Here is a 13,264-nt window from a genome sequence, read left to right as displayed (position 1 = left end):
GAACCCCAGCGCAGTGCTGGGGTTCTTTTTGGCTCGCTGATCATAGCTATCAATAACCACTAGCAATAATCAATAACAAGATCAGTTATTGGGGTGAAATTGCTCGCACGCCAACAGGGTGTTTTCAATCAAACTGGCCACCGTCATTGGCCCGACACCACCCGGAACAGGGGTGATCAAGCTTGCTTTGGTGCGCGCTACATCGTACTCGACATCGCCAATCAGTTTGCCTGACTCCAAGCGGTTGATGCCCACATCAATCACTACGGCACCGTCTTTAATCCATGCGCCGGGAATAAAATTGGGTTTACCAACGGCTACCACCAATAAATCAGCTTGGCGAACATGGTGCTCTAAATCTTTAGTGAAGCGATGGCATGTGGTTGTGGTGCAACCAGCCAGTAGCAGCTCTAACGTCATTGGTCGGCCGACAATATTGGATGCGCCCACAATCACCGCATGCTTACCACGCAGTTGAACGTTATAGCGCTCAAGCAAAGTGATGATCCCTTTGGGTGTGCAAGAGCGCAGTTTAGGAATGCGTTGGGCTAAACGGCCCACATTGTAAGGGTGAAAACCATCGACATCTTTTTCAGGAACAATGCGTTCAAGCACATGGGTTGTGTCAATCCCGGCAGGTAAGGGCAGTTGCACTAAAATGCCGTCAATTTCAGGGTCGGCATTGAGCTTATCGATTAACGCCAGTAGTTCCTCTTCACCTGCAGTGGCCGGAAGATCATAGGATTTAGAAACAAAACCCACCTCTTCACAAGCACGACGTTTGCTGCCGACATACACTTGTGACGCAGGATCTTCTCCCACCAGCACCACCGCTAGCCCCGGAGCTCGAAGACCCACTTGAGTGCGAGCTTTTACCCGCGCCGCTACTTCAGAGCGAACCGTCTGGGAGATGAGTGTCCCATCAATATTTTGAGCAGTCATGGCTTTCCTTACACATTGGTCGCAAATATTTTTGGGCGCATTGTCGCAGATATTTAAAGTAACATCTATAAGCAAACGTTTGCTTTGTTCTGTTTTTCGTCACATGGTTAGCGAATGGCAGTTTTTTAGGCATTTGAAACAGAATGTTAGAGAAAGCGATTGATTTACGGAGTTCAACTCGTATAATCCTGTCCCTGTAGCGCGCCCTTAGCTCAGCTGGATAGAGCACGTCCCTTCTAAGGATGTGGTCGTAGGTTCGAATCCTACAGGGCGCGCCATTTATTCAAGAAAGCCCCGATAACTCAAAAAGTTGTCGGGGCTTTTGTTTTTCATGTTCATCCGTTCGGTTTTTTACTCCGATGGTACTTTTGTGCAGAGTGTTGATAATTTCATCGCTTTCATCTTATTACATCTTGCTCCTACTGGCCTCGCAAAACGCACCTTCTTAGCTATCCCACGAATATTTTGTGCCACACTCTATGTGAAATTTAATTCATATGGAGGGTGCGTAATGAATCTAACCAAATCTTCTTTAGTGACATGGTTTATCTGTTTTAGCCCAATGGTGGTAAGCCATCAGTTGTATCCTGATGTCGATACTCCACGGCTTAACGAAGCGCAGCTTGCAGAGAGTCAACTGCCATTTTCTCTGATTAGCGATGATGAGTTTGTTTTTCGACCTCATCAACGTCCTTTCAATATTGAAGATTTTATTGGTACCCATCAGCCACATTGGCTTGAGCTTGTCGAGTCAGTTAGCCATTGGGCTGGGGCAACGGGGGTTGATCCTCGAGTGTTATTGACCACTTTAGCGTTATTAGAACAAGAGAGTGCTTTGGATCAAAGCTTGGACGATAGACAGCGGCAGATCAAAGATATTGCGAATCAACTGTCTCAGCGTTTCTATCACTATCAAGAAAGTTCATCGGCTCTTCAATACAATGCTGCGACGTTAGCGGTCATGCAGCAATTGAATCGGGTGGATGATTGGGCATTATGGAAATCGCAATATGAGCTTTGGTTTGGTGCTTTCAGCGAACCACAAAACACACCAGCTCCTATGCGTATGGGAAACCTCATTGCTTCGCCTAGTGAGGGGTTTATGCAGTGGCCATGGCGCAAAGGGTATCAGTGGATACCTAACGGTACGCATGCGCACAGTGGTTCAGGTTTTCCGCTTTCTTCAATCGACGTTTCTTACGATTGGCCAGCTTGGGGCGCGCCAACTTACAGTGTAACGGCCGCGCATGATGGCTACGTGTCGGTGATGTCTCGGTGCCAACTGCGCGTGACGCATCCAAACGGTTGGGCGACGAACTATTACCATATGGACGGAATCCAAGTCGCGAATAATCAGTGGGTGACGAAAGACAGTAAGTTGGGTGTTTATGCTAACCAGCGCTCCATTGCTTTGTGTGAAGGTGGATCGTCCACCGGTCCTCACTTGCACTTCTCATTGCTTTATCAAGGGCGTTTTCAATCTTTACAAGGTGTGAGTTTTGGGCCATATAAGGTTCAGACTGGGCGATATAGTTACGATAATCATTGCCAATATACATGGCTGTATGACCAACGTAAGCAGCAGAAAGTCTGCTTATGGCAACCTATTTATAATTAAGGTTCACGCTGAAATGTTGTGATGGAAAATGTTGGTGCAAGGTTCTCTTACACCAACATTCATTTTGTGCTCAACCGATTTGTTGTGTCGTGAGCCGATCACTGACTTATCGTTCTTTAACGACGAAACGAACGGTTACGTGCGGAACGCTCTTTATGGGCAGAAGCCGCTTTAGCCTGTGAGTTTAAAATGGAATCAACCGTCAGCTCCATTGGCTCTTTAGGTTTGAGGCCATGTGGGAAAGTGCGCGCGCGCGGTGGCAGATCATATTCTTCAGCTGAAGCGCGTGGCATACGTTTAAAGCGATATAGGTAGAAGTTTTCTACTTTCTCTCTCGCCCAATCGGTTTTATTGAGATATTTCACGCTGCTGGCAACCGATGGGTTGGTATGGAAGCAGTTAAAACGCATTGCCGTATCGAGAATATCCCAACCGTAAAAATCCACTAGTTCTTGCAGTAATGTTTCTAACTTAAGACCGTGTAATGGGTTATTTCTTTGTAATTCAATTCTTTCTTCTTCAGTCATCATAACGAGTTCCTAAGTAGTTCACTAACCGAGGCCAGCAGGGGTGTATGGTTTTCGTTGGTTTTTTATTCAAACAACGTGGCATCACGAATGATCATCTCTTAACACGCTAGTTGAAGGGGCCGCATTCTAACAGAATTCAGTGACCCTCCCTAAGATTATCGTGCGGAAGATCAGCGTTGTTTGATTGGTCAGATTTTTCTGCGTTCAATAAAAAGGATATAGCGCTTAAAGAGCTTGGATTGCCGTCTTTACACAGATTTACTTGTTACTTCATCTACTTTACGTTGTGCTTGTTACTCTTAGATAACCTTTCTATTTAAGTGGTTATTGTGATGAGCAGAGTAAGCAAAACGGTATTGATTGTGATAGTGGTTGTCTCGGTATTATGGATGCAAGCCGAGCCAACGCTTTTGGTGTCTGAAAACCTCTTCAAGTGGAGATCGGCTTTTATCCAGTGGTCGGGCATTTTGTCCATTGTGGCGATGTCATTGGCTATGGTGCTGGCGCTTCGTTTGCCCCTTGTTGAGCAGTGGACACAAGGAATCGATAAAGGCTATCGGATACACAAATGGCTGGGCATTTCGGCCACGTTGCTTGGTTTATTTCACTGGCTTTGTTACCAGATACCGAAATGGATGATCGCACTTGAGCTCCTGACTAAACCTAATCGGCTCAATGGCTCTGGCCCACAGGGGAACTTGTCGGGTTTTGCGCTTTGGGTAAAAGAGATGCGCCCGATTGGGTTAGCCATTGGCGAATGGGGGTTCTACTCATTATTGCTGCTGGTGGGTGTATCACTGTGGCTAACCATTAAATACAAACCGTTTCGCTTATCGCACCGTTTGATGGCGGTGGTGTACCTTTTGCTGGCTGGGCATTCGGTATTATTGTTGAAAAAGGCGTATTGGGGCTGGCCGATTTATTGGTTAGTGTTGATGTTTATTGCGCTTGGCTCCGCGGCAGCAGTCTACAGTTTGCTTGGATTTGTGGGCCGAAATGCACGTTATTCAGCGAAGGTTAGCGCATACCACTACTGCGCAGCGAGCCAAACGTTAGATTTAAGAATTAAGATGGAGAAACCTTGGCCCGGGCATAAAGCAGGGCAGTTTGCCTATTTGAGTTTTGTTGGCGAAGAGCCACATCCGTTTACTATTGCTTCGTACAATGAGGCTAATGAGCTGCGATTTTTGATCAAAGAGCTCGGCGATTTTACCACAGGCCTTTATAAGAGAATTACCGTGGGTGAGCCGATTGAGGTCGAAGGTCCATATGGACGAATTGAGTTTTATAGTGATAGGCCACAAGTCTGGATTGGTGGCGGTGTCGGCATCGCTCCATTTATGGCTGGGTTAGATTATTTACACACGGTAAAAGCGCATCCGGCTACTTATCTGTTTTTCTGCTGCCACCATGCAGAGCAAGCCCTGTGTGATGAGCTTAAGCAGAAAGCATTGCGTGCAGGTGTCTCCCTCACAGTGATTGATTCAAGCATTGCGCCGCATTTGTCTGCCGAGACTATTGCTCGCCAGTGTGGTGATTTAAGTGGTTTTGAGTTTTTCTTTTGTGGCCCTGTTGCGTTTTCACGGACTTTAAAACAGGCGTTGAAGCCTTACCATGTAGACGTTGAAACTCAGTTCCATGAAGAGTTGTTTATGATGCGTTGAGTATTTGTTGTGAAATGACCAAGCCCCATGTTTTCTAAGAATTACAGCACGAATGACAGCATGAACAACAGATAGTGACCTTGCGAAAAAGAATAGATAAATCAAGTCACTTACTTGAATAAAATTCATATTGCACTTCAATGTTATTCACTATGATCTTGCTCACAGTATGCTTCAATGGCACTGACCAATAAAGCATTATGGATACGATATTATGAGCAAATTAACCCTTCTTGATGGTGGCATGGGGCGTGAATTAAAAAGAATTGGCGCTCCTTTTTCTCAGCCACTTTGGAGCGCGCAAGCGCTGATTGAATCTCCACAACATGTTCGTTTAGCTCACCAAGGATTTATTGATAGCGGTGCCGACATTATCACGGTGAATAGCTATGCGTGTGTCCCTTTTCACTTGGGCGAGTCACTATATCAAACCGATGGTGCAAGGTTAGCGAACTTAGCCGCGCAGATTGCTGCGGAAGTAGCACAACAGTCAGAACGTCCGATTTTAGTGGCGGGTTCTATGCCACCGGCTATGGGAAGCTATCGGCCTGATCTCTTTCAAGCCGAAGTCGCACGAGCGATTTCACTCACTTTGTATCAAGCACAAGATCCTTATGTGGACGTCTGGTTAGCGGAGACGATTGCCAGTTTAGAAGAGTTGAGCATGATTCAATCGGTGTTTGCCTCATCAACGAAGCCTTGCTATTACGCACTGACTCTGAAAGATGACTCTAATATCGCACAATTGCGTTCTGGGCAGTCAGTGTCTGAAGCCGCAGAACAAATCTATTCTGCGGGTGGGGCGGGTATTTTCTTTAACTGCTCAATACCTGAGGTGATGGCTGATGCCATTCAACAGGCGAAAATGGTGTTGGAAGGCCGAGCGCAAAAGATTGAAATCGGCGTTTATGCAAACAGTTTTACGCCGATTAAATCGGATCACGCCGCTAACCAAACCGTACAAGCCATGCGTGAGTTTAGTGCAGAAGATTATCTCGCATTTGCCAAGCAGTGGTATGCCCTCGGTGCAACTGTGATCGGGGGATGTTGTGGCATCACCCCTCGCCATATTCAAGCACTTTATGAATGGAGGCGCAGTTTTGAAAAATCTTAATTATGGGTTGGCTTTTCCTGCGATTGCGTTAGTACTTGTTTTGTTGACGGTTTCTGCGCTTTATCCAGCCACCTCTCAAGCGATGGCGGCGCAAGCTATGGGCTGGGTGAGCCACTGGTTTGGCTGGTTAGTACAGATGGCAAGTTTGGCGTTAGTGGTTTTTTTACTGTGGCTGGCGTGTTCGAAATACGGCCGCATTCGTTTAGGTGAAGAAAAAACCGAATACAGTAATTTTTCTTACGGCGGGATGATTTTTACCGCTGGCGTCGGGGCGTCACTCATTTACTGGGCGATAGGTGAACCGATGTATTACTTACAATCACCGCCGTTATTTGCTGAGCCTAATAGTTATCCTGCTGCGGCATGGGCCGTTACTTACTCTATTTTTCATTGGGGCATTACAGGCTGGGCGATTTACTGCTTTCCAGCGATTCCGTTTGCTTATGCATTTTATGTACAAAAAAAACGCACGTTAAAAGTTTCCAGTTTGTGTTCTTCGGTAGTGGGTGACCATCCTTTGGTGGCAAAAAGTATCGATCTATTGTCGATTTTTGGTACGTTGGCCGCGTTTGCTAGCTCGCTAGCCTTAACTGTGACCTTGGTTAGCGCCGGTGTGGCAGAGCTGTTACAGATTGAGAATAGCCTTGGCTTACAAGGCACAATTATTGTGCTTTTTGTGGCTGCGTTAGTGGTTGTGATGGGGGTTGGTTTTAATCAGGGCATCAACATGATTTCTAACTGGACAGTCAGCATGGCGGTGTTGTTTGCCCTGTTTGTATTATTGGCGACTCAACCTTCTTTCATTCTTAATAGTTTCACTGACTCGCTGGGCGTGATGTTGGATAATTTCTTTAGAATGTCATTGTGGACAGACCCTGTTCAGCAAAGTGGTTTTGCACAAGGCTGGACTCAGTACTATTGGTTTTGGTATTACGCGTACTTGATTATGATGGGCCTATTCATCACGCGAATTTCTCGTGGACGAACGATTCGTGAAGTGGTTTTGTACACCATCTCGATGGGCGCTTTGGGCTGCGCATTTTTTATCTCCATTTTTGGTGGCTATGCGGTGTGGGCTCAAATGCTGGGCGGTTTACCCGTTCAGGGCTGGATGGCAGAAGGTGGCTTAACCTACGCAGTGGTTTCATTGATAAAAACCTTGCCTGGGGGAAATGGGGTGCTTGGGCTATTTCTGCTCATTCAGTTTTTATTGATGCTGACCACTATGTCCAGTGCGAGTGTTGCGACGGCGATGCTCACCACCAATGAATTGGCTTTGAATGGTGATCCCGATAACCGAGTAAAATTGCTTTGGGCCTGTGCGATTGGGCTGATCAGTTTAAGTGTATTTTTGGCTGGGGGAGGGATTGAAACCATTAAGTCGCTTTGTGTGGTCGCAGGCCTTCCTATGATGTTCATTTACGCCATCATGCTCAAAACCTTTTTACATACTTTAGGCATTTTGCCCAATCAGCATAAGCGGGAATCTGATCAAGAGCCCGTGTTAATGAAAGTCACTTAAAGCAAGCCTTAACCTTATAGCGTTTAGCAAAACAAGCCAGCACGATGAAGATGCTGGCTTGTTGTATTGAAAGAAGACCAATGACTCTCTTTGAGGTTTAAATATTATTGAGAACCATGAAATGGGTCGAAAGTGGGGTGAAGTCGATCATCACATAGCTCTCTTGTTCGTTGACGAAGAGCGTCAGCGTTTGTTGATTTAGCGGATCGAATAAAGTGTGCTCACCACAGGTTAACTGCCAATAAGTGGTCAATGCTTTAGGTAAATGCAGTTTTACGGTTTTGCCACTTGTGGCACTGAAGTTCGCTGCGATGATCAGCTTTTGTGACGGGTTAGAGCGAGCAAAGGCAAATAAGCAATCTTGTTTGTCGGAGAAGTGTTCAACATTGGCGGCGTACAGATCATGATATTCACCGGTCAGTGCGGGGCTCTGTTTGACTAAATTCAGTAATGTTGAGTAGAAATGGCGCAGCTGCTTCTCGCTCTCGTTTAATTGGCCACCATCAAATGCGCCGTTATTCATCCATTTTTGGTGTTGTGGAACACCGATATAGTCAAAAATAGAGGTGCGAGAAGGCTGGCCAAAGCCGGCATGTTCCGCTCCAGGTTCGCCCACTTCTTGCCCAAAATAAAGCAAGGTTGGTGAGCTGGATAAACAGGCTGAAATCAACATGGCTGGGCGTGCTTTATGTGCTTCCCCTGCAAATTCAGGTGAGGCAATTCTCTGCTCGTCATGGTTTTCTAAGAAATGCAGCATGTGATGCTCAATGTCGCGCAGTTGATATTCAATACGACCAATCTCTTTGGTAGAGCCGTGTCCTTGCATGATGGCTTTGAGACTATCGTAAAGGTCGACTTTGTCGTACAGATAGTCCATTTTCCCGATCTGGATGTAATCGCGGTATAAATTTGGCTGATACACCTCTGCCATTAAAAAAGCATCGGGGTTGTGTAGTTTAATTGCCGAGTTGAGATAGCTCCAAAATTCAATCGGTACCATTTCGGCCATATCATAACGAAAGCCATCCACGCCTTTATCGATCCAATAAAGAGCGATATCTCGAAATTTACGCCATGAATCCGGGACACTTTTGTCTTGCCAGAAAACGGCGTGTTCAAGGTGAGATAGAAAACGGTATTGCTGCGGAAGTTCGGTAAAATCTTTGCTTCCATCAGGTTTGATGCCGTAGTTTATTTTGACGGTTTCATACCAATCATCGATGTTCGGCTTGGCTAAACGAGATCCATTGCCTGTCCATTTTGCGGGGTGTTCGTAAAACGGGGTGGCTAAATCTGGGTGGCATTCACCGCCCAACGGTAGCAATGAGGTGGGCATATCTGGCAGTTTAAAGGGGGTGTCGGGTAGGTAATAGAAGTTATTGTCCCTGGCGTATTGCACACTGGTATCATCATTTTCACCAAAATCATTGACTCCGACAGGGTTATTGAGCCCTTGATATTGGCGCGCCACGTGGTTAGGGACAATGTCGATGATGACTTTCATGCCCGCTTGGTGTGTACGCTTAATCAAGGCTTCAAATTCGTGATTACGCTGAGCTGGGTCGTCGGCTAAATCAGGGTTTATCGAATAGTAGTCTTTAATGGCGTAAGGCGAGCCCGCTCTACCTTTGACAACACTTGGATGATCATTCTCTATTCCCCATGCACGGTAATCACCCACCAGTGCGTGATGTAAAACACCGGTATACCAAATATGAGTGATCCCAAGTTGATGAATTGCATTGAGTGCATCGTCAGTGAAGTCACTTAATTTACCGACACCATTTTGTTCTTTCGTTGCCCAAGGTGTGTTGCAACGGTTTGTATTACCGAATAAGCGCGTGAAAACTTGATAGATAGTGTATTTGTTGTAAGCCATAACGTGTCAACCTAAGCGATGATGGGATGCGAGAAATAGGAGATGAGTTGCAGGCTAATAGAAGTTGATGAAGACAGAATCATCCTTGAGTAGTGATTTTGGGGCGTAGAGAGAAAGAAGGCGTAAAAGTGTGATGCGGGAATGGTTTAGTCAACAAAATCCCACCGGGCGGTAGGATTTGTAAAAAAGCATTATGCTTATGAGCGTTTTTCTTGTTTAGGGCGAGGGCTACGACGCGGTGCACTTGAGTGCTCGTTATCACGCTTTTTCAAGTGGTAATTTAAAATGGAAATAGGCACGTCTTTTTTCGGTGTGAAACCTTCAATTTCTTTACGCACAAGCAAATGTCCTAAGCGGCTTTCAATCATGCACAAGTTTTTAAAATCATCGCGTGATACGAGAGAAATTGCTTCACCGGTTGCACCAGCACGACCGGTTCGTCCAATACGGTGAATGTAGTTCTCCGCAGGATAAGGCAAGTCGTAATTCACCACTCTTTCTAAGTTATCAATATCAATACCGCGCGCAGCAACGCCCGTTGCAATCAAAAATTGCAGTTTACCTGCTTTGAAATCGGCTAATAATTTTTCACGAACTTCTTGGCTACGGCCACTGTGAAACGCCTCTGCTGCAATGCCACGCTTTTCCAGTTGGCTCGCCAGCTTTGCCGCACCGTGTTTGGTTTCGATGAAAATCATCGCCTGTTGCCATTGGTTTTCAGTAATCAAATGGCTCAGTAGTGCAGATTTTTGATCTTTATCGACAGTGATAATCCACTGCTCAATTTGATTTGGCGTGCGGTTGTAACCAGCGACATCAATTTCAATCGGATCATTAATGGCTGATTTAGCCAACTCACGCACTGGGCGAGAAAGGGTCGCCGAAAACAGTAAGTTCTGACGGTTTAGTGGCAGGCGATCAACAATTTTATTGATGTCTTCAATGAAACCCATGTCGAGCATGCGGTCAGCTTCATCCATCACCAACACTTCAAGCTCATCAAAATGAACGGCGCGTTGGCCATACATATCAAGCAAGCGCCCCGGCGTGGCGATCAAAATATCCACCCCTTCAATCAAGCGTTGTTTTTGTTTTTGCGAATCGACACCGCCGTACATCGCAAGGCAGGTTAAGGGCAGATACTTTGCGTATTGAGTGACGTTCTCTTCCACTTGCAGAGCCAATTCGCGAGTGGGCGCTAAAATTAATGCGCGAACACGTTTGGCGCGCTGAGTTGTTCCTTGACTAAGCATCTGCAAAATGGGCAGTACAAAGCTAGCGGTTTTACCCGTGCCGGTTTGCGCTGCCGCAATGACATTTTTACCCGTCAAAATGGCTGGGATTGCCTGTTCTTGAATCGGTGTTGGGGCAGAATAGCCGAGTTCGTGAACGGCTTTTAAGATTGGATCGCTCAATCCTAGGTTGGAAAATGGCATGCGGGCTCTCAGAGTTAAAAAGTCAAAACAGTTAGCAAGCGATGGCTTTCTCATCGTAAGGCGCTACGCCCTAATACTTTGAGTGCAACTCATCGCAAATTCGGCGCATTCTAGCATGAACTTTTCAAATGCGGTGAGATACCTCAGTGTCAGCGATCGTCTCTTTATTCAGAATAGCGCCTCGTTGCCGAGTCACTAATATGAGATACCAATAAGATTGTTATCAATGAGTGCGTGGAGTTGGATTGGCATCACAGAGCTTTTAGAACAAGTGGGATCTATTTTCGATATATTAACCTTACTTATTTGTCAGGGAATAGATTCATGGAATATCAGCAGCTACCGATTCAGTATACTGTGGTGAGTGCGTTAAAATTAGTCCAAAAAAATTGGCTGACTCTCATGCTGCAATCTTCACCTTTTTTGGTTGTGAATCTCTATTTCACGATTGGTGTTGTTGACTTTGATGATCCACAACAGTTGTTTACATTAACGAATGTGATTGTTTATGTGCTTTATACGGTAACGGCGGCGATGGCGACAGTGCGCTTGCATCGTTTGGTTCTGCTGGGTGAAAAATCTTGCCGTTTGAGCACGATTTTTTACTTAAGTTCGCGTGAATTGCGCTTTATTGGATGGTGGGCTGCTTTAGGCGCCATACTGTTTGCCATTCTAATCATACCCATGTTTATCATTGGCTCGCTGGCAAATATAGTGACTATGCCAATGTGGTTAATCCAGCTTTGTACCTATGCCGCAATGCTGCCTATTGGCTGGTTTATCTCCCGCTGGTCATTAGTTTTGCCAGCAACAGCACTAGATCATCAACCTAGAGGTTTGAGTGTCGCGTGGCAAATGTCAAAGCCCCACGCCAAAGCACTATTTGTGCTGATAGGTGTGATCCCCATGCTTATCAACGCACTACTACAGCCCTTGTTTAATCTGCATTTTCTGCCATTGACATTACTATTGTCACTCGTCTGGCTAGTGGTTTGTGCGGTTGAGATTTGTGTGTTGTCGCTCAGCTTTCAGTGGATTGTGCAGCGAGAAGCGATTACCCAGAACCAAGAGTTACGCATTCCTGAATTTACCGCTTAAATAAGCCCTGTATTCACACAGGGCTTGATGAGGATTGAACGGTATTACTATTCACAAGGTGGTGATAGGTGGATTAACGCTAAGCCGCCTAATGAGGTTTCACGATATTTCCGATTCATATCTTTCCCCGTCTGGTACATGGTCTCAATCACTTTATCTAGAGAAATTAAGCATTTGCTGGTCCGTTTTAGGGCCATGCGTGAAGCGTTAATCGCTTTCACAGCTCCCATTGCATTGCGTTCGATGCAAGGGACTTGAACTAAGCCACCCATTGGGTCGCATGTCATACCCAATGAATGCTCCATGGCAATTTCAGCCGCCATGCAAATTTGTTCGTTGCTGCCACCTCTTAGCGCGGTCAACCCTGCCGCTGCCATTGAGGAAGAGACTCCAATCTCTCCTTGACAGCCTACTTCGGCCCCCGAAATAGAAGCATTGGTTTTGTACAAAATACCAATAGCGCCAGCCACGGCGAGAAAATCTTTCAACTGCTTAGTGTCAAGCTCTCGGATAAAGCGGTGGTAATACATTAATACGGCGGGTATCACTCCTGCCGCGCCATTGGTTGGCGAGGTAACCACTTGCCCTCCCGCTGCATTTTCTTCACTGACCGCGAAAGCAAACAGGTTAATCCAGTCCATGATCTCCATTGGGTCACTTTCAATCGCCGCGTTAGCTTCCAGCTTTTTGAGCAGTGCTGGTGCGCGGCGCGTGACATGCAACCCACCTTCGAGAATGCCTTCCGTTTCAAAGCCGCGCTGCATGCAGAGCGACATCACTTTCCAGATTTGATCGGCTTTGTGGTTAATCGTTTCAAGGTCATGAAATGCTATTTCATTGCGCAAAACGAGACTGCCTAAACTTAAGCCATGTTTTTCGGCTTTAAAGAGTAATTCATCAGCAGAAGTAAAAGGAAATTCGACCTCCACGGGTGCATTTGCACTACCGTGTTCCAACTCTTTGGCGGTAGCAACAAAACCGCCTCCCACCGAGTAGTAAGTTTCAAAGGCTAACGTTTCTCCTTGCGCTCCAAAAGCGGTAATCGTCATACCATTTTCATGTAAGGGAAGATTAGTATTTTGGAAGAGGAGGTCAGTTTTTAGCTGGAATGGAATGAGCTGTTTTCCCGCTAAATTAAGCTCGCCGTGTTCAATAGCATGCGCTAGCGCTTGATTGGCGCTGGTGATTTTGATGGTGTCAGGCTTATTGCCCAGCAGACCTAATATCACGGCGCGATCAGTGTGGTGGCCACGTCCTGTAAGTGATAATGAACCGTAAAGGTCAATCTGCACTCTTGCCACTTGCGTTAAATCAGCAATGATTTGGCTAAATTGATAGCCTGCAATCATTGGCCCATTGGTGTGTGAGCTAGAAGGGCCCACACCAATTTTAAAAATATCAAAAATGGATAACATCGACTTCACCTTGAATGTGACCTGTAATAGGTGACAACTTTGCCTA

The 13,264-nt window shown here is 46.0% G+C and carries 10 protein-coding genes and 1 tRNA gene; 6 read left to right on the top strand and 5 right to left on the bottom strand.

All coding sequences use genetic code 11. The features are described from left to right. Positions 1-81 precede the first annotated feature (81 nt). Positions 82-942: a bifunctional methylenetetrahydrofolate dehydrogenase/methenyltetrahydrofolate cyclohydrolase FolD gene (folD, locus tag DD616_RS13020; RefSeq protein WP_106439501.1), complete on the bottom strand. Its 861-nt coding sequence runs from the start codon at positions 940-942 to the stop codon at positions 82-84. A gap of 201 nt (positions 943-1,143) precedes the next feature. On the opposite strand from folD, the gene DD616_RS13015 reads away from it, so the two are divergent. Beyond that, positions 1,144-1,220: transfer RNA gene (locus DD616_RS13015), tRNA-Arg, on the top strand. Positions 1,221-1,453: 233 nt separating this feature from the next. Beyond that, positions 1,454-2,560, top strand: coding sequence for a M23 family metallopeptidase (locus DD616_RS13010; protein WP_094163476.1), 1,107 nt, complete (start codon positions 1,454-1,456; stop codon positions 2,558-2,560). 116 nt (positions 2,561-2,676) lie between these two features. Here DD616_RS13010 and DD616_RS13005 read toward each other — a convergent pair whose 3' ends face one another. Continuing rightward, a complete protein-coding gene (locus DD616_RS13005; protein ID WP_013857204.1) occupies positions 2,677-3,090 on the bottom strand; it encodes a VF530 family protein in 414 nt (137 codons plus the stop codon). Between the two features lie 332 nt (positions 3,091-3,422). On the opposite strand from DD616_RS13005, the gene DD616_RS13000 reads away from it, so the two are divergent. From DD616_RS13000 to DD616_RS12990, 3 genes are all read left to right on the top strand, one after another. Continuing rightward, entirely contained in the window at positions 3,423-4,754 is a 1,332-nt protein-coding gene (locus DD616_RS13000; protein WP_208871770.1) for a ferredoxin reductase family protein, read from the top strand. A 214-nt stretch (positions 4,755-4,968) separates the two neighbouring features. Further along, complete coding sequence (locus tag DD616_RS12995; protein ID WP_094125702.1) at positions 4,969-5,868, top strand: homocysteine S-methyltransferase family protein; 900 nt, start codon at positions 4,969-4,971, stop codon at positions 5,866-5,868. After that, positions 5,855-7,390, top strand: a complete 1,536-nt coding sequence (locus tag DD616_RS12990) for a BCCT family transporter (RefSeq protein ID WP_019280837.1) — start codon at positions 5,855-5,857, stop codon at positions 7,388-7,390. The genes DD616_RS12995 and DD616_RS12990 overlap by 14 nt, the downstream gene beginning before the upstream one ends. 97 nt (positions 7,391-7,487) lie before the next feature. Here DD616_RS12990 and DD616_RS12985 read toward each other — a convergent pair whose 3' ends face one another. Together DD616_RS12985 and DD616_RS12980 are read right to left on the bottom strand one after the other, a co-directional pair. After that, a complete protein-coding gene (locus DD616_RS12985) occupies positions 7,488-9,269 on the bottom strand; it encodes an alpha-amylase family protein (protein ID WP_208871769.1) in 1,782 nt (593 codons plus the stop codon). Positions 9,270-9,466: 197 nt separating this feature from the next. Continuing rightward, positions 9,467-10,705: a DEAD/DEAH box helicase gene (locus tag DD616_RS12980; protein WP_026028635.1), complete on the bottom strand. Its 1,239-nt coding sequence runs from the start codon at positions 10,703-10,705 to the stop codon at positions 9,467-9,469. Positions 10,706-11,029: 324 nt separating this feature from the next. On the opposite strand from DD616_RS12980, the gene DD616_RS12975 reads away from it, so the two are divergent. Next, on the top strand, positions 11,030-11,803 hold the full coding sequence (locus tag DD616_RS12975) for a hypothetical protein (RefSeq protein ID WP_208871768.1): 774 nt from the start codon (positions 11,030-11,032) through the stop codon (positions 11,801-11,803). Positions 11,804-11,850: 47 nt separating this feature from the next. Here DD616_RS12975 and DD616_RS12970 read toward each other — a convergent pair whose 3' ends face one another. After that, on the bottom strand, positions 11,851-13,218 hold the full coding sequence (locus DD616_RS12970) for an L-serine ammonia-lyase (RefSeq protein ID WP_064624912.1): 1,368 nt from the start codon (positions 13,216-13,218) through the stop codon (positions 11,851-11,853). Positions 13,219-13,264: the final 46 nt, after the last annotated feature.

This window comes from Vibrio anguillarum, assembly GCF_003390515.1.
GTDB classification, from domain to species: domain Bacteria; phylum Pseudomonadota; class Gammaproteobacteria; order Enterobacterales; family Vibrionaceae; genus Vibrio; species Vibrio anguillarum.
This window is presented reverse-complemented; position numbering and strand designations above follow the sequence as displayed.

What these genes read in the sequence shown, in the direction of transcription:
- DD616_RS12970 (WP_064624912.1), bottom strand. Translation starts at nt 13,218, where the DNA reads ATGTTATCCATTTTTGATATTTTTAAAATTGGTGTGGGCCCTTCTAGC.
- DD616_RS13010 (WP_094163476.1), top strand. Translation starts at nt 1,454, where the DNA reads ATGAATCTAACCAAATCTTCTTTAGTGACATGGTTTATCTGTTTTAGC.
- DD616_RS12975 (WP_208871768.1), top strand. Translation starts at nt 11,030, where the DNA reads ATGGAATATCAGCAGCTACCGATTCAGTATACTGTGGTGAGTGCGTTA.
- DD616_RS12995 (WP_094125702.1), top strand. Translation starts at nt 4,969, where the DNA reads ATGAGCAAATTAACCCTTCTTGATGGTGGCATGGGGCGTGAATTAAAA.
- DD616_RS13000 (WP_208871770.1), top strand. Translation starts at nt 3,423, where the DNA reads ATGAGCAGAGTAAGCAAAACGGTATTGATTGTGATAGTGGTTGTCTCG.
- DD616_RS12985 (WP_208871769.1), bottom strand. Translation starts at nt 9,269, where the DNA reads ATGGCTTACAACAAATACACTATCTATCAAGTTTTCACGCGCTTATTC.
- DD616_RS13005 (WP_013857204.1), bottom strand. Translation starts at nt 3,090, where the DNA reads ATGATGACTGAAGAAGAAAGAATTGAATTACAAAGAAATAACCCATTA.
- DD616_RS12980 (WP_026028635.1), bottom strand. Translation starts at nt 10,705, where the DNA reads ATGCCATTTTCCAACCTAGGATTGAGCGATCCAATCTTAAAAGCCGTT.
- folD (WP_106439501.1), bottom strand. Translation starts at nt 942, where the DNA reads ATGACTGCTCAAAATATTGATGGGACACTCATCTCCCAGACGGTTCGC.